Source organism: Streptomyces sp. NPDC019937 (assembly GCF_040631655.1).
GTDB lineage: Bacteria > Actinomycetota > Actinomycetes > Streptomycetales > Streptomycetaceae > Streptomyces.
The window spans coordinates 121,551-139,981 of the sequence record NZ_JBEYAL010000012.1 but is presented as its reverse complement, the minus strand read 5'-3'; the positions used below and the strand labels follow the sequence as shown (position 1 = coordinate 139,981).

Annotated in this window: 17 protein-coding genes and 1 riboswitch; of the genes, 14 read left to right on the top strand and 3 right to left on the bottom strand. The window is 71.2% G+C overall.

Features of this window, described 5'->3' with window-relative positions; all coding sequences use genetic code 11:
* Positions 1 to 38: 38 nt before the first annotated feature.
* A complete protein-coding gene (gene gcvT, locus ABZ562_RS14800; protein WP_361478288.1) occupies positions 39 to 1,166 on the bottom strand; it encodes a glycine cleavage system aminomethyltransferase GcvT in 1,128 nt (375 codons plus the stop codon).
* A gap of 193 nt (positions 1,167 to 1,359) precedes the next feature.
* Positions 1,360 to 1,470: riboswitch (glycine riboswitch) on the bottom strand.
* Positions 1,471 to 1,632: 162 nt separating this feature from the next.
* On the opposite strand from gcvT, the gene ABZ562_RS14795 reads away from it, so the two are divergent.
* The 11 genes from ABZ562_RS14795 to ABZ562_RS14745 all read left to right on the top strand — a co-directional run bounded on the left by ABZ562_RS14795 (position 1,633) and on the right by ABZ562_RS14745 (position 12,712).
* Entirely contained in the window at positions 1,633 to 2,310 is a 678-nt protein-coding gene (locus ABZ562_RS14795; protein WP_361478286.1) for an AAA family ATPase, read from the top strand.
* A gap of 205 nt (positions 2,311 to 2,515) precedes the next feature.
* On the top strand, positions 2,516 to 3,313 hold the full coding sequence (locus ABZ562_RS14790) for an enhanced serine sensitivity protein SseB (RefSeq protein WP_361478283.1): 798 nt from the start codon (positions 2,516 to 2,518) through the stop codon (positions 3,311 to 3,313).
* 155 nt (positions 3,314 to 3,468) lie between these two features.
* The gene (locus tag ABZ562_RS14785) at positions 3,469 to 4,221 is read left to right on the top strand and encodes an enhanced serine sensitivity protein SseB C-terminal domain-containing protein (RefSeq protein WP_361478280.1); all 753 of its coding nucleotides are present in this window, start codon (positions 3,469 to 3,471) and stop codon (positions 4,219 to 4,221) included.
* Between the two features lie 309 nt (positions 4,222 to 4,530).
* Positions 4,531 to 5,535, top strand: coding sequence for an ABC transporter permease (locus ABZ562_RS14780; RefSeq protein ID WP_361478277.1), 1,005 nt, complete (start codon positions 4,531 to 4,533; stop codon positions 5,533 to 5,535).
* Positions 5,536 to 5,621: 86 nt separating this feature from the next.
* Positions 5,622 to 7,382, top strand: coding sequence for an ABC transporter substrate-binding protein (locus tag ABZ562_RS14775; protein WP_361478274.1), 1,761 nt, complete (start codon positions 5,622 to 5,624; stop codon positions 7,380 to 7,382).
* 131 nt (positions 7,383 to 7,513) lie between these two features.
* On the top strand, positions 7,514 to 8,512 hold the full coding sequence (locus ABZ562_RS14770) for an ABC transporter permease (protein ID WP_361478271.1): 999 nt from the start codon (positions 7,514 to 7,516) through the stop codon (positions 8,510 to 8,512).
* Positions 8,509 to 9,666 (top strand): ABC transporter ATP-binding protein, encoded by a 1,158-nt coding sequence (locus tag ABZ562_RS14765; RefSeq protein WP_361478268.1) that lies wholly within the window; start codon positions 8,509 to 8,511, stop codon positions 9,664 to 9,666. The genes ABZ562_RS14770 and ABZ562_RS14765 overlap by 4 nt, the downstream gene beginning before the upstream one ends.
* A 41-nt stretch (positions 9,667 to 9,707) precedes the next feature.
* Positions 9,708 to 10,778, top strand: coding sequence for a dipeptide ABC transporter ATP-binding protein (locus tag ABZ562_RS14760; RefSeq protein WP_361478265.1), 1,071 nt, complete (start codon positions 9,708 to 9,710; stop codon positions 10,776 to 10,778).
* Positions 10,779 to 10,819: 41 nt separating this feature from the next.
* The gene (locus ABZ562_RS14755) at positions 10,820 to 11,479 is read left to right on the top strand and encodes a trimeric intracellular cation channel family protein (protein WP_361478262.1); all 660 of its coding nucleotides are present in this window, start codon (positions 10,820 to 10,822) and stop codon (positions 11,477 to 11,479) included.
* A 52-nt stretch (positions 11,480 to 11,531) separates the two neighbouring features.
* Positions 11,532 to 11,840: a metalloregulator ArsR/SmtB family transcription factor gene (locus ABZ562_RS14750; RefSeq protein WP_361478259.1), complete on the top strand. Its 309-nt coding sequence runs from the start codon at positions 11,532 to 11,534 to the stop codon at positions 11,838 to 11,840.
* Positions 11,837 to 12,712, top strand: coding sequence for an SRPBCC family protein (locus tag ABZ562_RS14745; protein ID WP_361478257.1), 876 nt, complete (start codon positions 11,837 to 11,839; stop codon positions 12,710 to 12,712). Before ABZ562_RS14750 ends, ABZ562_RS14745 begins: the two co-directional genes overlap by 4 nt.
* Before the next feature lie 341 nt (positions 12,713 to 13,053).
* Here the strand turns inward: ABZ562_RS14745 and ABZ562_RS14740 are convergent, their stop codons facing one another.
* Positions 13,054 to 13,899: an alpha/beta hydrolase gene (locus ABZ562_RS14740; protein ID WP_361478254.1), complete on the bottom strand. Its 846-nt coding sequence runs from the start codon at positions 13,897 to 13,899 to the stop codon at positions 13,054 to 13,056.
* A gap of 107 nt (positions 13,900 to 14,006) precedes the next feature.
* Between ABZ562_RS14740 and ABZ562_RS14735 the strand changes: the two genes are divergently transcribed.
* Positions 14,007 to 15,176: a cysteine desulfurase family protein gene (locus ABZ562_RS14735; protein WP_361478251.1), complete on the top strand. Its 1,170-nt coding sequence runs from the start codon at positions 14,007 to 14,009 to the stop codon at positions 15,174 to 15,176.
* A 56-nt stretch (positions 15,177 to 15,232) separates the two neighbouring features.
* Here ABZ562_RS14735 and ABZ562_RS14730 read toward each other — a convergent pair whose 3' ends face one another.
* Positions 15,233 to 15,868 (bottom strand): N-acetylmuramoyl-L-alanine amidase, encoded by a 636-nt coding sequence (locus ABZ562_RS14730; protein WP_361478482.1) that lies wholly within the window; start codon positions 15,866 to 15,868, stop codon positions 15,233 to 15,235.
* A 179-nt stretch (positions 15,869 to 16,047) separates the two neighbouring features.
* Between ABZ562_RS14730 and ABZ562_RS14725 the strand changes: the two genes are divergently transcribed.
* Both ABZ562_RS14725 and mnmA read left to right on the top strand, forming a co-directional pair.
* Positions 16,048 to 16,959, top strand: coding sequence for a TIGR03619 family F420-dependent LLM class oxidoreductase (locus ABZ562_RS14725; protein WP_361478248.1), 912 nt, complete (start codon positions 16,048 to 16,050; stop codon positions 16,957 to 16,959).
* 51 nt (positions 16,960 to 17,010) lie between these two features.
* On the top strand, positions 17,011 to 18,162 hold the full coding sequence (gene mnmA, locus ABZ562_RS14720) for a tRNA 2-thiouridine(34) synthase MnmA (RefSeq protein ID WP_361478245.1): 1,152 nt from the start codon (positions 17,011 to 17,013) through the stop codon (positions 18,160 to 18,162).
* Positions 18,163 to 18,431 lie beyond the last annotated feature (269 nt).

Genomic DNA, 18,431 nt, shown 5'->3' with positions numbered 1-18,431 from the left:
TGCTTGGGAAACGGGTCTTCAGTGGTGAGACGGGGGCTTCAGCGCTCGCGGCGGTAGAAGGGGAGCGCGACCACCTCGTACGGCTCCCCGGTACCGCGGATGTCCACCGACACCCCCGGGCTGCCGGGCGCGGCGTGCTCCGCGTCCACGTACGCCATGGCGATCGGCTTCCCCAGCGTCGGGGACGGGGCGCCCGAGGTGACCCGGCCGATCTCCGAGCCGTCGGGGCCCACCACGGCGTACCCGGCGCGCGGCACCCGGCGGCCTGCGGCGACCAGGCCGGTCAGCGTGCGCGGCGGCCGGGCCTCGGCCTCGCGCGCCGCGGCCTCCAGCGCCCCGCGGCCGACGAAGTCACCGGGCTTGCCGAACTTCACCACCCGGCCGAGCCCCGCGTCGAACGGGGTCGTGTCGGTGCTCAGCTCATGCCCGTACAGCGGCATCCCCGCCTCAAGACGCAGCGTGTCCCGGCAGGACAGCCCGCACGGCACCAGGCCCACCGGGGCGCCCGCCTCGGTCAGCGCCTGCCAGACCCGCTCGGCGTCGTCCGGCGCGACGAACAGCTCGAAGCCGTCCTCGCCGGTGTAGCCGGTGCGGGCGATCAGGGCGGACGCGCCCGCGACGGTCCCCGGCAGCCCCGCGTAGTACTTCAGCCCGTCCAGGTCGGCGTCGGTCAGCCCCTTGAGGATCCCGGGGGACTGCGGCCCCTGGACGGCGATCAGCGCGTACGCGTCGCGGTCGTCGCGTACGGCGGCGTCGAAACCGGTGGCGCGCTCGGTCAGCGCGTCCAGCACCACCTGGGCGTTCGAGGCGTTCGCCACGACCAGGAACTCCTGCTCGGCGAGCCGGTAGACGATCAGGTCGTCGAGGATGCCGCCCTCGCCGTCGCAGATCATGGTGTAGCGGGCGCGGCCCACGGCGAGCGCCGAGAGATGGCCGACCAGGGCGTAATCGAGGGCGTCCGCGGCCTGCGGCCCGGTGAGAGCGATCTCACCCATGTGGGAGAGGTCGAAGAGCCCGGCGCGGGTGCGCACCGCGGTGTGCTCATCGCGCTCACTGCCGTACCGCAGCGGCATGTCCCAGCCCGCGAAGTCGGTCATGGTGGCGCCGAGCGCACGGTGGACCGCGTCCAGCGCGGTGCGGCGGGGCGTGGGCGGGGCGTCGGTCATGGTGCGGCTCCCAGGGGCATGATCACGGCGATGACGGGACGGGTGGGGCGGATGGGACGACAAGGACGGCACAGCGTCCTCCCCATCTGTCATCGGAACCTGAGAGGTTCGCCGTGACCCATCCCGCGCTGCGGGGCTGGCCGGCTTGCACCTTGGGTGGAGCCACCGTGAGTGGCCCGCTTTTCAGATCTGCCTCGTCCGTGCGGTATCGGGGCCTGAGAGATTCAAGGGAGGGCTTGCTCCTTCGGCGCCTTGGGAAGACCGGCGGACTGCCGGTGACCAAGGACTCTCCCGCGCGGATTCGAGCGGCCGGTATGCAGTTGGCGCGGCCATCATCGCATGTCCGCTCCGGAAGGGAACCCCCCACTGTGAGCGGGGTCGCGCCGGGGCCTCCTTGATGGACATTACCTTTTCTTGACACTCTCGGGGTACGCAGCCGCTTGACCGACCTTGGAGGACGATCACGGTGCACGGGCAGGGAACATTCGCGACCACCCGAGGAACCCTGCCCGCGCGGCAGGAGCGGACGCGCTCAGGAGGCACGGTCAGACCGGACCGGCGCTCCGTGCACGACCTGCGCGGCGGAGTGGGGGCGGAGCTGCGCTACCCGGCACGTGACCTGATCATCGCCTCCGGGCTGCCCGGCAGCGGCAAGACCACCCTGATCAACCGGGTGGTCCCCGGGGCCGACCCGAGCGGCACGGCCGTGGTCCGGGTGGACTCGCAGCACACCCGGGAGGCGTGGGAAAGACGCATGCCGCGCTGGCTGCCGTACGCGGTCTACCGGCCGCTGGTCCGCTGCGCCCACTACGCGGGGCTGCGCCGGGCGCTCGCCTCCGGCGCGAGCGTCGTCGTCCACGACTGCGGCTCGCAGCCCTGGGTGCGCCGCTGGCTGGCCCGGGACGCCCGGCGCACCGGCCGCGGGCTGCATCTGGTGCTGCTGGACGTGGACCCCGCGGTCGCCCTGGAGGGCCAGGCCGCCCGCGGCCGGGGCGTCTCCGGCTTCGCCTTCGGGCGGCACCGGCGGGCGATGCGCCGGCTGGTGGCGCGGGTGGAGGGCGGGCAGCCGCCCGAGGGCTGCGCTTCGGCCGTTCTGCTGGACCGGGCAACCGCGAGCGTGCTGCGGGGCATCTCCTTCGAGTGACATACGAGTCGGGCACCAGGCCGACGGACGGGCGAAATTCGGCCATCTGGGTGTGACGGAGCGTGAGGACGCCGTGGTGAGGCCGTCTCCGGTCGTGCTTCCGGCGTGAGGAAGTGCTGTGGAGATGCCCGGGCGGCCCATGGCCTTCCGCCGCGCAGCCGTTAGGGTGCTCGTGCAGGTCGGACGAGATGGCGGTTGGACGAAGATGAGTATCCCGGAGCACCAGGGCACAACCCCCGCTCACGGAGGATTTCCCGACGGCGCTTATCCGGCGTTCCCCGGCAATGAGCTGGAAGAGGTGCTCGCGGCCTCGATCGGGGTGCCGGGTGCGGGAGCGCGGATCGTCGAAACCCTCGCCCGCAGCTTTGTCTGGATCCCGCTGCCGAACGGCGGCGGCCCCGACAGCCGCAGCCTCGACCTGCCCACCCTGGAGATCGAGGGCCAGGCCTACGTGCCCGTCTTCAGCTCCGAGCAGCAGTTCCTGCAGATCGTCGGCGCCCACATGTCGTTCACGATCGCCCCGGCCGTCGAGTTCGCCCGCGGGCTGCCGCCGCAGCTCGGCATCGCGGTGAACCCGGACGGGCCGGTCGGCGTCCCGCTGCCGCCGTCCGCGGTCGAGGAGCTGTGCAAGTCCGGGCGCAGCGAGCTGGACGGCCCCGCGCGCGGGGGCCGGGTGCGGCTGTTCGAGCCCGACTGGCAGGAGGAGCCGGTCGACTTCCTGGCCGCCGCCGGGATCGAGTTCACGAAGGAGCCCGGGGTACGCACCGCGCGGCGCGCGCTGGCCAGCGTCGAGGGCGATCAGCCTGCGCTCTTCGTCGGGGTGCAGCTGGACGCGCCGGGCCCGGAGGGGCAGGCCCTCGCGGTGGAGGCGCTGGGCCGGGCACTCGGGGCGGTGCCGGTGCCGTGGATCGTTCAGCTCGTCGCGCTGGACGTCGCGCAGGGTGATCCCGTGGCCACCTGGATGCTGGAGCGCGTTCGGCCGTTCTACGACCGTGACCTGTGACGCACTCCGGGGACGGCCACGGGGGCCCGTAAGCTGGTTGGATGACCAGTCGGGGCGGCGCGCGTCCCGGTGAGGTGCGGGCAAGGCCGAGAGAGGGGCGGACCCAGGTGAGCGCGGGCGCGGATTGGGGGGCGGCTGCCGGTCAGGTCGAGCGAATGCTGCAGCAGGTCGCTCCCGGCCGGTACGACGCCTACGAGGCGCTGCTGCACGCCCTCGCCGAGGGCCAGGTCTGGATGCTGCTGTGGCACGGCGCGCCCGGCGATCCCGACGCCCAGTACGGCAACATGGACGTGGACGGCCATGGTTACGCACCGTGTGTGACCTCCGCCCAGGAACTCGCCGCCAGTGGCTGGAATCGTGCGCACGAGGTGGTGGACGCGCGCCGGATCGCCGACTCCCTCTACCGCGACCACTACGGCCTGTGGCTCAACCCGCACGCCCCCGGCGGCGGCGTCGGCATCCCCTGGCTCGATCTGCGGCGGATCGCGGGCGGGCTGGACCGGCTGCCCGCCGGCCCGCTGCGGCTGACCGAGCCCGCCATCGAAATCCCGCAGTTCTACGCCCTGTTGGGGCAGAACGCGCACCGCACCGCCGCGGTGCGCTCGTTGCGCCGGGCCTGGGTGCAGCCCGCGCTGGGCGCCCCGTATCTGGCCATCGGGCTCGACCTGTACGACAACGGCCAGCAGGCCGTGGAGTCGGTGCGGCTGATGATGCAGCAGTCGGTCGGCGTGGTGCCGGAGGGGCTGCCGGTCTCCACGGTCGAGCTGTCGGACGAGCACGACCCGGTCGCGATGTGGATGCGGGCCCACGCCCGGCCGTTCTTCGACCGCGACGCCTACAACGCCGCGCCCCCGCCGCCGCCCCCGTCGTACGGGTACGGCTATCCGCCGCCGCGTCACGCCTACTGAGCCGCCGCGCCGCCGGGCGCGCTGAGCCGGCTTCCGCACCGCCCCACCGCGCATCGCCCGTGGTGGGGCGGTTGTTACTGATGCGTTCACGGGTCACAACTGTCCGTATACCGGAACCGCTTACCGCACATCACGGTTAGGCATCCATTGCCCGTGGGTACTGGCGGGTGATCACAAACGCGATGAAGACTCCCGCTCCAAGGGGCGCGGTTCCATAAAACGACCCCTTTCGCTCACCTTGTGAACTTAAGCCGCCACAGCGGCGAGTCGTGGGCCGGTCACCACCGGTCGAGAGGGGTCCCCACCACGATGACGGCACCATTGCACGGCACGAGCGCCGACGCAGAGCCGGTCGCGACTGCCGATGTAGCGGCGAATGCGGTCACGGCATCGGTCGAGGGAAGATCGCTGCGACAGATCGCCTGGAGACGCCTCAAACGCGACAAGTTGGCGCTTGCGGGCGGAGCCGTGGTCGTCTTCCTCGTGCTAGTGGCGATCTTCGCGCCGCTGATCGTGAGTCTGCTCGGCCACCCGCCCAACGATTTCCACCAGGAGGAGATCGACCCCCTCTTCGGCACCCCCAAGGGCAGCCTGGGCGGCATCAGTTCGGACTTCCTCTTCGGCGTCGAGCCCTCCAACGGCCGCGACGTGTTCAGCCGCGTCGTCTACGGCGCGCGGATCTCGCTGCTGGTGGCCTTCCTCGCGGCCCTGGTCGCCGTCGTCCTCGGCACCGTCTTCGGCATCATCGCCGGATATTTCGGCGGCTGGGTGGACTCGGTGATCAGCCGCGTGATGGACATGCTGCTGGCCTTCCCGCAGCTGCTGTTCATCATCTCCCTGGTCTCGGTGCTCCCGAACGACCTGCTGGGCCTGACCGGCAGCGGGGTGCGCATCGCGGTACTGGTCTGCGTCATCGGCTTCTTCGGCTGGCCGTACGTCGGCCGCATCGTGCGCGGCCAGACGCTGTCGCTGCGCGAGAAGGAGTACGTGGAGGCCGCGCGCAGCCTCGGCGCCGGCCGCCGCTACATCCTCTTCCGCGAGCTGCTGCCCAACCTGGTGGCGCCGATCACCGTCTACGCGACGCTGATGATCCCCACCAACATCCTCACCGAGGCGGCCCTCAGCTTCCTGGGAGCGGGCGTGAAGCCGCCGACCGCCTCCTGGGGTCAGATGCTCTCCAAGGCGGTGGGCACCTACGAGGACGACCCCATGTTCATGATCATCCCGGGTGCGGCGATCTTCATCACCGTGCTGGCCTTCAACCTGTTCGGCGATGGCGTCCGCGACGCCCTCGACCCCAAGGGCACCCGTTGAGACGCCCCGGCCGCGGATGTCAGGCGGCTCCCCGAAGCTTTCCCCGCGCCATGCCACGTACCGCTATCCCGGAGGTTGCAGGAACCATGAAACCCCTACGTTCGTCGAGAAGCAGGCGGATCGTCGGCGCGACGGCTGTCGTCTGCGCCCTGCTCGCCACCGCGGCGTGCGGCGGCGGCAGCGACGAGAAATCCTCCGGTGCCGGATTCAACGCGGGGGCGAAGGGCGTCGCCAACAAGTCCACCAAGAAGGGCGGCACCCTCAAGTTCATCAACAAGCAGAACTTCGACTCGCTCGACCCGCAGCGCCAGTACTACGGCTTCGCCTGGGACTTCGCCCGTTTCTACTCGCGTCAACTCATCACGTACGCGCCGAAGCCGGGTGAAGCCTCCAACGAGCTGGTCCCCGACCTGGCCACCTCCACCGGCAAGATCAGCGACGGCGGCAAGACGTACACCTACACCCTGCGCGACGGGATCACCTGGGAGGACGGCTCGCCGATCACCTCCAAGGACATCAAGTACGGCATCGAGCGCATCTGGGCCAAGGACGTGGTCTCCGGCGGCCCCGGCTATCTGCGCCAGGTCCTCGACCCCAAGGGCGAGTACCCGGGCCCGTACAAGGACAAGTCCAAGGACAAGCTCGGGCTGAAGGCGATCGAGACGCCGGACGACAAGACCATCACCTTCCGTCTCGCCCAGCCCAACGGTGACTTCGAGCAGATGCTCGCGATGCCCACCGGCTCCCCGGTCAAGCGGGAGAAGGACACCGGCGCCCAGTACACCAACCGGCCGTTCTCCTCCGGCCCGTACAAGGTGCAGTCCTTCACCCCGGGCAAGAGCCTGGCCCTGGTGCGCAACGACAAGTGGAAGAAGTCGTCCGACCCGGTCCGCGCCGCCCTGCCGGACCAGGTCACGGTCACCTTCAACTCCAACCTGGAAGCCATCGACAAGCTGCTCATCAAGGGCGACTACGACGTCTTCCTGAGCGCCACCGGCATGGGCCAGTCCGGCCGCGCCGCCGCGCTCAAGGAGCACAAGGGCAACGTCGACAACATGAACACCAACTTCGTCCGGTACGTCGACCTCGCCACCAAGGTGAAGCCGTTCGACAACATCCACTGCCGCAAGGCGGTCTTCTACGCGGCCGACTACACCCAGCTGCAGACCACCCGCGGCGGCCCGCAGGCCGGTGGTGACCTCGCCCCCAACATGCTCCCCAAGACCGTCAAGGGCTCGGACGACTACGACCCGTACGGCGTCATCAAGCGCAAGGGCAAGCCGGACACGGCCAAGGCCAAGGACGAGCTGAAGCAGTGCGGCAAGCCGAATGGTTTCTCCGCCAAGATCGTCTCGCGCACCGACCAGCCGAACGAGACGGCGGCCGCCGAGGCGCTCCAGGAGTCGCTGAGCAAGGTCGGCATCAAGCTCGACATCAACGAGATCGAGGGCGGCTCGTCCGCCGGCATCACCGGCTCCCCGTCCGTGATGCACAAGCGCGGCTACGGCCTCAACATGACCGGCTGGGGCCCCGACTTCCCGACCGGCCAGGGCTTCTCCCGCCCGCTGTTCGACGGCCGCTTCATCGAGCAGACCGGTAACTACAACGTCTCCGAGACCAACGACGCCGCGATCAACAAGGCCTTCGACGACGCGCTCAAGGAGACCGACCCCGCCAAGGCCGGCCAGATCTACACGGAGATGAACCACAAGGTCGCCGACCTGGCCGTCGCGATGCCGTTCCTCTACGAGAAGAACATCACCTGGCGCAGCTCGCGGCTGACCAACGCCTACTCGTCCTCGGCCTACAACGGCCGGTACGACTACGTGTCCCTCGGGGTCAAGTGACGGCCGGCCACCAGCCACCCCACCCCCACCGTCGCTTCATCCGATAGGCCCGAAGGGCAGGTGATGGCCGCGCGTGGCGGTCCCGGAACCCCGGTTCGAGGGGCGACGGGACCGCCACCGGGCCGCGCACAGTGCTTGCTTACGTCATCCGGCGCTTGTCCGCCGTCGTCATGATGCTGCTGGTCGTCACCCTGACGACCTTCGCCATCTTCTTCGTGATCCCGAAGTGGGCCGGTTCCGACCCCGCGCTGCTCTTCGTCGGCAAACAGGCCGACCCCGCGGCCATCGAGGGCATCAGGCAGAAGCTGGGGCTCAGCGATCCGCTCCTGGTGCAGTTCTGGCACTTCGTCGAGGGGCTGTTCGTCGGCCGCGACTACGCCAACGGCTCGGACGTCACCCACTGCCCGATGCCCTGCTTCGGCTACTCCTTCCGCACCGAGCAGGCCGTGTGGCCGCAGCTGACCGACGCCATGCCGGTCACCCTCTCGCTCGCTGCGGGCGCGTGCCTGCTGTGGCTGGTCGGCGGCATCGCCACCGGTGTGGTCTCCGCGCTGCGCCGGGGCACCCTGTGGGACCGCTCGGCGATGACCGCCGCGCTCGCCGGTGTCTCGCTGCCGATCTACTTCACCGGTCTGCTCTCGCTGGCGATCTTCAGTTACCAGCTGAAGTGGGTCGACGTGGACTACAAGGGGCTCGGCGACGACCCCGCCAAGTGGTTCGAAAGCCTGATCCTGCCGTGGATCACGCTCGCCTTCCTCTACGCCGCCATGTACGCCCGGCTCACCCGCGCCACCATGCTGGAGATCATGGGTGAGGACTACATCCGCACCGCCCGCGCCAAGGGGCTGCGGGAACGGACGGTCATCGGGCGGCACGCGATGCGCTCCACCTGGACCCCGATCCTCACCCTGCTCGGCCTGGACCTGGGCGCGCTGCTCGGCGGCGCGGTGCTCACCGAGAGCACCTACAACCTGCCCGGCCTCGGCCGGCTCGCGGTGAACGCCATCAGCGACAAGGACCTCCCGGTCATCCTGGGCGTCACCCTGATCGCCGCGCTGTGCATCGTGGTCGCCAACCTCGTCGTGGACCTCCTGTACGCCGTCATCGACCCACGAGTGAGGCTCGGATGACCGATCTGAACAAGCCCGCGCCCGACGCCGCGGGCAAGACCCCGGCCGACGCCGCGGGGGAGACCCGGACCGCCGCCGTGGGGGAGGTGGCCGCGGCCGGTTCGCCCGCCCCGACGGCCTTCCTCGAAGTGCGCGATCTGCGGGTCCACTTCCCGACCGACGACGGGCTGGTCAAGTCCGTGGACGGGCTCAGCTTCCGGCTGGAGAAGGGCAAGACCCTCGGCATCGTCGGCGAGTCCGGCTCCGGCAAGTCCGTCACCTCGCTCGGCATCATGGGGCTGCACACCGCGGGCCAGTACGGCCGCCGCAAGGCCCGGATCTCCGGGGAGATCTGGCTGAACGGGCGGGAACTGCTGGGCGCCGACCCCGACGAGGTGCGCAAGCTGCGCGGCCGCGAGATGTCGATGATCTTCCAGGATCCGCTGTCGGCGCTGCACCCGTACTACACGATCGGCCGCCAGATCACCGAGGCGTACCAGGTCCACCACGACGTCGCCAAGGACGTCGCCCGCAAGCGCGCGGTCGAGATGCTCGACCGGGTGGGCATCCCGCAGCCGGACAAGCGGGTGGACAGCTATCCGCACGAGTTCTCCGGCGGGATGCGCCAGCGCGCGATGATCGCGATGTCGCTGGTCAACAACCCCGAACTGCTCATCGCCGACGAGCCGACCACCGCCCTCGACGTCACCGTCCAGGCGCAGATCCTCGACCTCATCCGGGATCTGCAGAAGGAGTTCGGCTCCGCGGTCATCGTCATCACCCACGACCTGGGCGTGGTCGCCGAACTCGCCGACGACCTGCTGGTGATGTACGCGGGCCGGTGCGTGGAGCGGGGACCCGCCGAGAAGGTCTTCTACGAGCCCCAGCACCCCTACACCTGGGGGCTGCTCGGCTCGATGCCCCGTATCGACCGCGACCAGACCGAGCGGCTGATTCCGGTCAAGGGCTCCCCGCCCAGCCTGATCAACGTCCCGTCCGGCTGCGCCTTCCACCCGCGCTGCCCGTACGCCGACGTCCCCGAAGGCGGCATCACCCGCACCGAGCGGCCGGAGCTGCGCCAGGTGCGGGACGGCGACGAGCACTTCTCCGCCTGCCACATGGCGCGGGAGGACCGTACGCGGATCTGGACCGAAGAGATTGCGCCGAAGCTGTGACGACGGACTCCCAGGGCACGAAAGACGTGAAGGATCCGAAGATGACGGTCCCGGAGCAGGCGACCACCACCGCCGAGCCCCTGCTCACGGTGTCCGGCCTGGTCAAGCACTTCCCCATCAAGAAGGGGCTGCTGCAGCGCCAGAGCGGCGCGGTGCAGGCGGTCGACGGCCTCGACTTCGACGTGCGCCAGGGGGAGACCCTGGGCGTGGTCGGCGAGTCGGGCTGCGGCAAGTCCACCATGGGACGGCTGATCACCCGGCTGCTCGAACCCAACTCCGGGAAGATCGAGTTCGAGGGCAAGGACATCACGCACCTGGGCACCGCCTCGATGCGCCCGATGCGCCGCGACGTCCAGATGATCTTCCAGGATCCGTACTCCTCGCTGAACCCCCGGCACACCGTCGGCGCGATCGTCGGCGCGCCCTTCCGGCTGCAGGGCGTCACCCCGGAGGGCGGCATCAAGGCGGAGGTGCAGCGGCTGCTGGCGCTGGTCGGCCTCAACCCCGAGCACTACAACCGCTATCCGCACGAGTTCTCCGGCGGCCAGCGGCAGCGCATCGGCATCGCCCGGGCGCTCGCGCTCAAGCCCAAGCTGGTCGTGGCCGACGAGCCGGTCTCCGCGCTGGACGTCTCCATCCAGGCCCAGGTGGTCAACCTGCTGGACGACCTCCAGGACGAGCTGGGCCTGACGTACGTGATCATCGCGCACGACCTGTCCGTCATCCGGCACGTCTCGGACCGGATCGCGGTGATGTACCTCGGGAAGATCGTCGAACTGGCCGACCGCAAGGCCCTGTACGAGACCCCCATGCACCCGTACACCAAGGCGCTGCTCTCCGCGGTGCCGGTGCCCGACCCCCGGCGGCGCGCCCGGCGCGAGCGCATCCTGCTCAAGGGCGATGTGCCCTCGCCGATCTCGCCGCCGTCCGGCTGCCGCTTCCACACCCGGTGCTGGAAGGCGACCGAGGTGTGCAAGCGGGAGGAACCGCCGCTGGTGGCGCTCGCCACCGGCCACCAGGTGGCCTGCCACCACCCCGAGAACGCGCCCGGCCAGGCACCCGGCCAGGTCGCCGGACCGGTGCGGAGCGCGACGAAGAAGACCGAGAGCTGAGACGGGGCGGGCGCGGCGGCATCGTCGGATAACAATGTCGGGTGCTCATCGAACTGGTCTCCCCGTCCGTCCAGCACGCGTTCGAGGTCGTCGGGATCTTCGTCTTCGCGATCTCCGGTGCGCTGCTCGCGGTGCGCAAGAACTTCGATGTCTTCGGCATGGCGGTGCTCGCCGAGGCCACCGCGCTGGGCGGCGGGGTGTTCCGGGACCTGGTGATCGGCGCGGTGCCGCCCGCCGCCTTCGTCGACCTCGGCTACTTCTTCACCCCGCTCGTCGCCACCGTCATCGTCTTCTTCCTGCACCCCCAGGTCGAGCGGATCACCCGGGCGGTGGGCGTCTTCGACGCGGCCGGGCTGGGGCTGTTCTGCGTCGAGGGCACCGTGAAGGCGCACCAGCACGGGCTCGGCCTGACCTCGTCCGTCACCCTCGGCATGGCGACCGCGGTCGGCGGCGGCGTGCTGCGCGACGTCCTCGCCCATGAGGTGCCCTCGCTGCTGCGCTGGGACCGCGACCTGTACGCCGTCCCGGCCATCGTGGGCGCGTCCATAGCGGCCCTGCTCATCCACTTCGGCGCGCTCTCCGGGGCCACCAGCGCCCTCGCGGCCGTGGTGGCCTTCGTCGCCCGGCTGGCGGCGATGCGGTACGGATGGCGGGCGCCGCGCGCGTGGAACCGTCGCAGCACGGCGACCGAAGACGTCTGACCGAGGCTACATTCCCTTGCGGCTATATACCGCGCAAGCTATATTCTCCTTCATGCCCATACCGTTCGACGTGCTCGCGGAGCCGAGCCGACGGCAGATCCTGGACCTCCTCCTGGAGCGCCCCCGCCTGGTCGGCGAGCTGACCGACCAGCTCGGGCTGACCCAGCCCGGCACCTCCAAGCACCTGCGGGTGCTGCGCGAGGCCGGGCTGGTGCGGGTGCGCCGGGACGCCCAGCGGCGGTGGTACGAGCTGTGCCCCGAGCCGCTGGCCGAGATCGACGCCTGGCTCGCCCCGTACCGGCGGCTGTGGACCGACCGCCTCGACGCGCTGGAACGCCACCTCGACGGAGAAGAGCCATGAAGGACACCCTCAGCCAGTCCGGCGGCGGCCGCTCGGCCCTGCGCCTGGAGCGCCGCATCGCCCATCCCCCGGAGCGGGTCTGGCAGGCCCTGACCGACCCGGCCGAACTGGCCCACTGGTTCCCCTCCGAGGTCCGGGTGGACCTCGAGGTCGGCGGCCGGATGGGCTTCGTCTTCCCCGGCCGGGAGGCCCCCGACATGGAGGGCGTGGTCACCGAGCTGGACCCGCCCCGTGTCTTCGCCTTCACCTGGGGCGACGACCAGCTCCGCTGGGAACTGCGCCCCGACGGCGACGGCTGTCTGCTGACCCTCACCCACACCTTCGGCGACCGCTTCGGCGCCGCGAGCTTCGCCTCCGGCTGGCACGCCTGCATCACCACCCTCGCCGCGCTGCTCGACGGCGAGGAGTCCGCCCCGGGCGACATGGCCGAGCTGCACGAGTCGTACGTCGAGGCGTTCGGCCTGGCCGAGGGCGCGGTGGAGACCACCGAGGACGGCGGCTGGCGGCTGCGCTTCGAGCGCCAACTGGTCCGCCCCGCCGAGACGGTGTGGCAGGCGCTGGCCGGGCAGACCGGCGCGGCCGGGCTCACGGCCGGGGAGCCGGTGCCGTTCGGATTCCGCACCGAGGGGGTCCCGGCGGGCGCGATCACCGAGGCCGAGCCGCCCCGGACGCTGTCCTACGACTGGGAGCGCGCCGGGCGGCCCGCCGGCCGGGTCCGCTGGGAACTGGCCCAGGGCACGGGCCACGGCGCCCGCCTCATCCTCACCCAGACCGGCCCGCCGGACGCGGAGCAGGAGCGGATCCGCTCCCTCACCGCCTGGCGCCGCCACATCGCCCTCCTGGCCGCCAAGCTGCTGCGCATGCGGGGGTGATCTCGCGGCACGCGGCGCCGCGAGCATCTGGCGCACGCAGGGCCGTCCGGCGCCTCGGCCCACGTCCCGGCGCGAGGCCGCCCAGTCCCCGGCCCCGCGGTGAAGCTCCCGCAGCCCTCATCCGGCCCGGTGCTTGAAGCCGCCGGCCGGGGGCGGGGGGCCCGGCGCTCCCAGCCGGTCCGGCGCTTGGGTCCGGCGCTCCCAGCCGGTCCGGCGCTTGAGGGCCGGGGTCCAGGGGCGGAGCCCCGGCGGGGTGTGGGGCGCAGCCCCGGTTTCGGGAAGGGGCGGGGTGGGGGAGTAGCCCGCCGCAGGCGCACCCCACCCGCACCGGCACCGCCACCTCACCCCTCCCCGAGAAACCCCCACACCGCGGCCATCAGCTCCGCCGGCGCATCCTCCTGCACCAAATGCCCCGCGCCCTCGATCAACCGCACCCGCGCCCCCGGAATCCGCGCCGCCAACTCCTCCGCGTGCGCGACCGGAATCCACGCATCCTCCGTGCCCCAGCACACGAGCACCGGCCCCGGCACCGAAACCTCCCCGTACCGTCCCTCGATCTCATCGATGAACCGCTGGTCGTTCTGCGCGATCTGCCGGTAGAAGGCGGGCTGCCCCGACTCCCCGCACCACGGTTCGACGAGCCGCTCCAGAACCTCCGACCGCAGCCCCGGCCCACCCGTGGACCCGATGTACTCCCGCACCAGTGCCCGATGCAGCGCCGACGGCAACCGCTCGAAGACCTCGAGGTGACCGCCGAACAGCTGGTACGCGGCGGAGCCGAACGGCGGCAGGGCGACGGGATCGACCAGGGCCAGCCGCCGGTAGCGCACCCCGTGCAGCAGATGCGCCCGCAGCGCGACACACCCGCCGAAGTCATGAGCGACAACGGTCGGTTCGGTCAGCCCCCAGTGGTCGAGCAGCTCACCGAAGACCCGCCCCTGCGCGGCCAGTGAGACATCCTGACCAGCTCGCTTCTCGGAGGCCCCGTAGCCCGGCATGTCCCAGACGTACACCCGCCACCGGTCGGCGAGGGCGCGGGCGAAGGCCCGCCAGACGTACGAGGAGAACGGCGTGCCGTGCAGGAGCACCACCGGCGGGGCGTCCGGCGCGCCCAGAACGGCCCAGCGGACCTCGCCGGAGGCGCTGCGATACGTGCGGTCCAGTTCCCAGTCATCAGCGGCTGTCATGAGTAAAACTCTAGACACTCCTTACCGAAGAAAAAAGGGGCCGCGCGCACTCCGCGTCCACGCACCCGGTACGGCCTCGCCCCACGGCTCGTAGAATCGAGCTCACCATGGCTTATCTCGACCACGCCGCCACCACCCCGATGCTTCCGGAGGCGGTGCAGGCGATGACCGCCCAGCTCGCCGTCACCGGTAACGCGTCCTCCCTGCACGCCGCCGGCCGGCGGGCCCGCCGTACCGTCGAGGAGTCCCGCGAATCCCTCGCCGAGTCACTGGGCGCGCGCCCCAGCGAGGTCGTCTTCACCTCGGGCGGGACCGAGGCCGACAACCTCGCCGTCAAGGGGCTCTACTGGTCCCGTCGCGACGCCGACCCGGCCCGCACCCGGTTGCTCGCCAGCCCGGTCGAGCACCACGCCGTGCTCGACGCGGTCGACTGGCTCGCCGAGCACGAGGGCGCGAGGGTCGAGTGGCTGCCGGTCGACGCGTACGGGCGCGTCCACCCGGAGGCGCTGCGCGAGGCGATCGCCCGCGACCCCGCGGACGTCGCCCTCGCGACCGTCATGTGGGCCAACAACGAGATCGGCACCATCCAGCCGGTGCGCGAACTCGCCGACGTAGCGGCGGAGTTCGATGTTCCGCTGCATGCCGACGCGGTCCAGGCCTTCGGTCAGCTCGACGTCGGTTTCGCCGCCTCCGGCCTGGCCGCCATGACGGTCAGCGGCCACAAGATCGGCGGTCCGTACGGCATCGGCGCGCTGCTGCTGGGCCGCGAGTACGCCCCCGTGCCCGTCCTGCACGGCGGTGGCCAGGAGCGCCAGGTGCGCTCGGGCACCCTCGACGTCCCCGCCGTCGCCTCCTTCGCCGTGGCCGGTGCGTACGCCGCCGAGCACCGCGAGGAGTTCGCGCGCGAGATCGGCGCGCTGCGCGACGCGCTCATCACCGCCGTCCGCACCGCCGTCCCCGAAGCGGTCCTCGGCGGCGACCCCGATCCGGGCGGCCGCCTCCCGGCCAACGCCCACTTCTCCTTCCCCGGCTGCGAGGGCGACTCGCTGCTCCTGCTGCTGGACGCGCGGGGCATCGAATGCTCCACCGGCTCGGCCTGCACCGCCGGGGTCGCCCAGCCCAGCCATGTGGTGCTGGCCACCGGCACCGACGCGGCCCTGGCGCGCGGCACCCTGCGCTTCTCGCTCGGCCATACGTCGACCAAGGCCGATGTCGAGGCGGTGGCGGAGGCGATCGGCCCGGCCGTGGAACGGGCGCGCAGCGCGGGACTCAGCTGACCGGCGGGACCGCGCTGCCGACGGGCGAGATCGCCTGAGCGACGCGACCCCCGCGCTCACGTGGCGATCCGCACCGCCCGCACCAGCTCCAGATAGCGGTCCCAGTCCCAGTGGCGGCCGGGGTCGGTGTGGTCGGTACCCGGCACCTCCGAGTGGGCCACGATGTGCTCGCGGTCCCGCTCCATCCCGTAGCGCTCGCAGATCGCCGCGGTCAGCCGGGCCGAGGACCGGTACATGGCGTCCGTGAAGTCCTGCGGCCGGGTGACGAACCCCTCGTGCTCGATGCCCACGCTGCGCTCGTTGTACGAGCGGTTGCCCGCGTGGAACGCCACGTCCAGCTCGCGGACCGTCTGCGCTATGTGCCCGTCGCGGCGCACCACATAGTGCGCTGCGGCGCGGTGCCCGGGGTCCCGGAAGACCTTGAGCGCGTCCTCGTAGGAGCCCTGCACGACATGGATCACCACCCGGTCCACCGTGTAGTCGTACGGCCGGTCGGCGCGCCGGTAGTTGGCCCCGGAGGCCGCCACCCAGTCCGCGCCCGGGTGGTCGACGGCGCCCTCCTTCCGCGGCCGTTGCTCACCGGGCATCCGCCACCACAGGTGCTCCAGGCTGTCCCGCGCGGCATACCCGGCGATCCCGGCCGCGCCGAGACCGGCCGCGGTACCGCCCAGCAGCAGCGTGCGCCGGCTCATGCGGCGGCGCACGCCGCCGTTGGTTTCGCTCACGCAGGCTTCAACGCGCGAGCCCACGCGTGCGGTTCCGCCGCTTGCGGATCATGGCGCGAACCGTACGCCGACGGGTAGCTGAATATTGAACCAACGGCGAGGATCACCCGTAGCCCGAGGACAACGAGTCGACGAGGAGCCGCCGTATGCGCGTCGGGTTCACCCTTCCCCAATTCGGTGATCTTGCCCACCATCCGCAGCACGTCACACGGTTCGCGCAGCAGGCCGAAGCGCTCGGCGCGGACAGCCTGTGGGTCGGCGACCGGCTGCTCGCCCCGGTCGATCCGAAGGTCGGCTACGCCGGTACGGATGTCATCCCGCCGGAATTCCGCTCCGCCCTGGACCCGTTCGCCCTGCTGGCCGCCGCCGCCGCGGTCACCGAACGCGTCCAGCTCGGCACCAACGTCATCAACGCCCCCTGGTACGCGCCCGCGCTGCTCGCCCGCTCCCTCACCAGCGTCGACCTGCTGAGCGCGGGACGTCTGCTGGTCGGCCTCGGCACCGGATGGTCGCCCGAGGAGTACGAGACGACGGGCATCCCCATGGCCGAGCGCGGCCGCCGGCTCGACGAATGCCTGGACGTGCTCACCGCCTGGTGGACGACGAACCCGGTCGAGTACCGCGGCGAACACTGGACCGTGCCCGCCAGCCACATCGACCTCAAACCCGCCGGCCGCCCCGGCCCACCGGTCTACCTGGGCGCCTTCGCCCCCGCCGCCCTCGCCCGGGTCGCCCGGCGCGCCGACGGCTGGCTGCCCATCGCGCTCGTCGGCGCGAAGTACGCCGGGACCGACCAGATCGCCGCCCTCGCCCGGAACCTGGCCGGGCTGCGGGAGACCGTCGAGCGGGAGGGACGGGATCCGGCCCGTTTCGGCGCGATCCTCCGCGTCAACCCCGACGCTGACGCCTCGGTCGAGGACATCGCGGCCACGATCACGCGCGCGGAGCGGGAGGCGGGCGTCGAGCACTGCTTCGTCGAGCTGTCCTATCTCGCCAAGGATGCCGATCAGGCCCTTGACCTGGCCGGACGCGTGCTGGAGAGCGTCCGCGCCGGCTGAGCGCGGAACCCGTTATTCGTTCCCAGCGGAGCGAATTATGCTGGCTGGGTTATGACTGAATTCCCCGGTGCGCCCACAGGTCCCCGCGACGGCCGTCGCCTGCGCGTCCTCGCCGCCATGTCCGGCGGCGTGGACTCGGCGGTCGCCGCCGCGCGGGCGGCCGAGGCGGGCCACGATGTGACCGGCGTCCACCTCGCGCTCTCCGCCAACCCGCAGTCCTTCCGTACCGGCGCCCGCGGCTGCTGCACCATCGAGGACTCGCGCGACGCCCGCCGGGCCGCCGATGTGATCGGCATCCCGTTCTATGTGTGGGACCTGGCCGAGCGGTTCCGCGAGGACGTGGTCGAGGACTTCATCGCCGAGTACGAGGCGGGCCGCACCCCCAACCCCTGCCTGCGCTGCAACGAGAAGATCAAGTTCGCCGCGCTGCTGGACAAGGCCCTCGCGCTCGGCTTCGACGCCGTGTGCACCGGCCACTACGCCACGGTCGTCCGCCGCGAGGACGGCGCACTGGAGCTGCACCGGGCCAGCGACATGGCCAAGGACCAGTCGTACGTCCTCGGCGTGCTGGACGAGCGGCAGCTCGCCCACGCCATGTTCCCCCTCGGCGACACGCTGACCACCAAGGACGAGATCCGCGCCGAGGCCGAGCGGCGCGGTCTGGCCGTCGCCAAGAAGCCCGACAGCCACGACATCTGCTTCATCGCGGACGGCGACACCCAGGGCTTCCTCGCCCGTCACCTCGGCACCGCCGAGGGCGACATCGTCGACGAGGGCGGCCACAAGCTCGGCACCCACGAGGGCGCGTACGGCTTCACCATCGGCCAGCGCAAGGGGCTGCGCATCGGCCACCCGGCGCCCGACGGCAAGCCGCGGTACGTGCTGGACATCTCCCCGGTGAACAACACGGTCACCGTCGGCCCCGCCGAGGCCCTGGACGTCTCGGCGCTCACCGCCATCAAGCCCCGCTGGTGCGGCGCCGCGCCCACCGGCCCCGGCACCTACACCGCCCAGCTCCGCGCGCACGGCGGCGAGACCGAGGTGACGGCCGAGCCGGTCGGCGGCGAGCTGCGGGTGACCTTCGCCGAGCCGGTCCGCGGAGTGGCCCCGGGCCAGGCGATCGTGCTCTACGACGGCACCCGCGTCGTGGGCTCGGCGACCATCGCGGCGACGGAGCGGTCCCGCCCCGCCGTACAGGCGTAACGGGGCGAAACGCTAAAGAACAGCATAAAGCGGTGTATTCCAGATAGGCCCGTCCGTGTTCCCTGGTATTTACATACAATTGGCCTCGTGGGTGGCATAGATCACGCGACTTCGGGGAGGCGCACTTCTGGACACGGGTGCCGTTGTCCGCTGTCTCAGCACCGGAGGTTTCGTTATTTCTGCGCGATCTGTCCAGAAATTCGGAGACAATCCATTCGAGGTCAGGGACACCGATCACTACACCGAGGAGTACGTACCAAGCTTCGTTG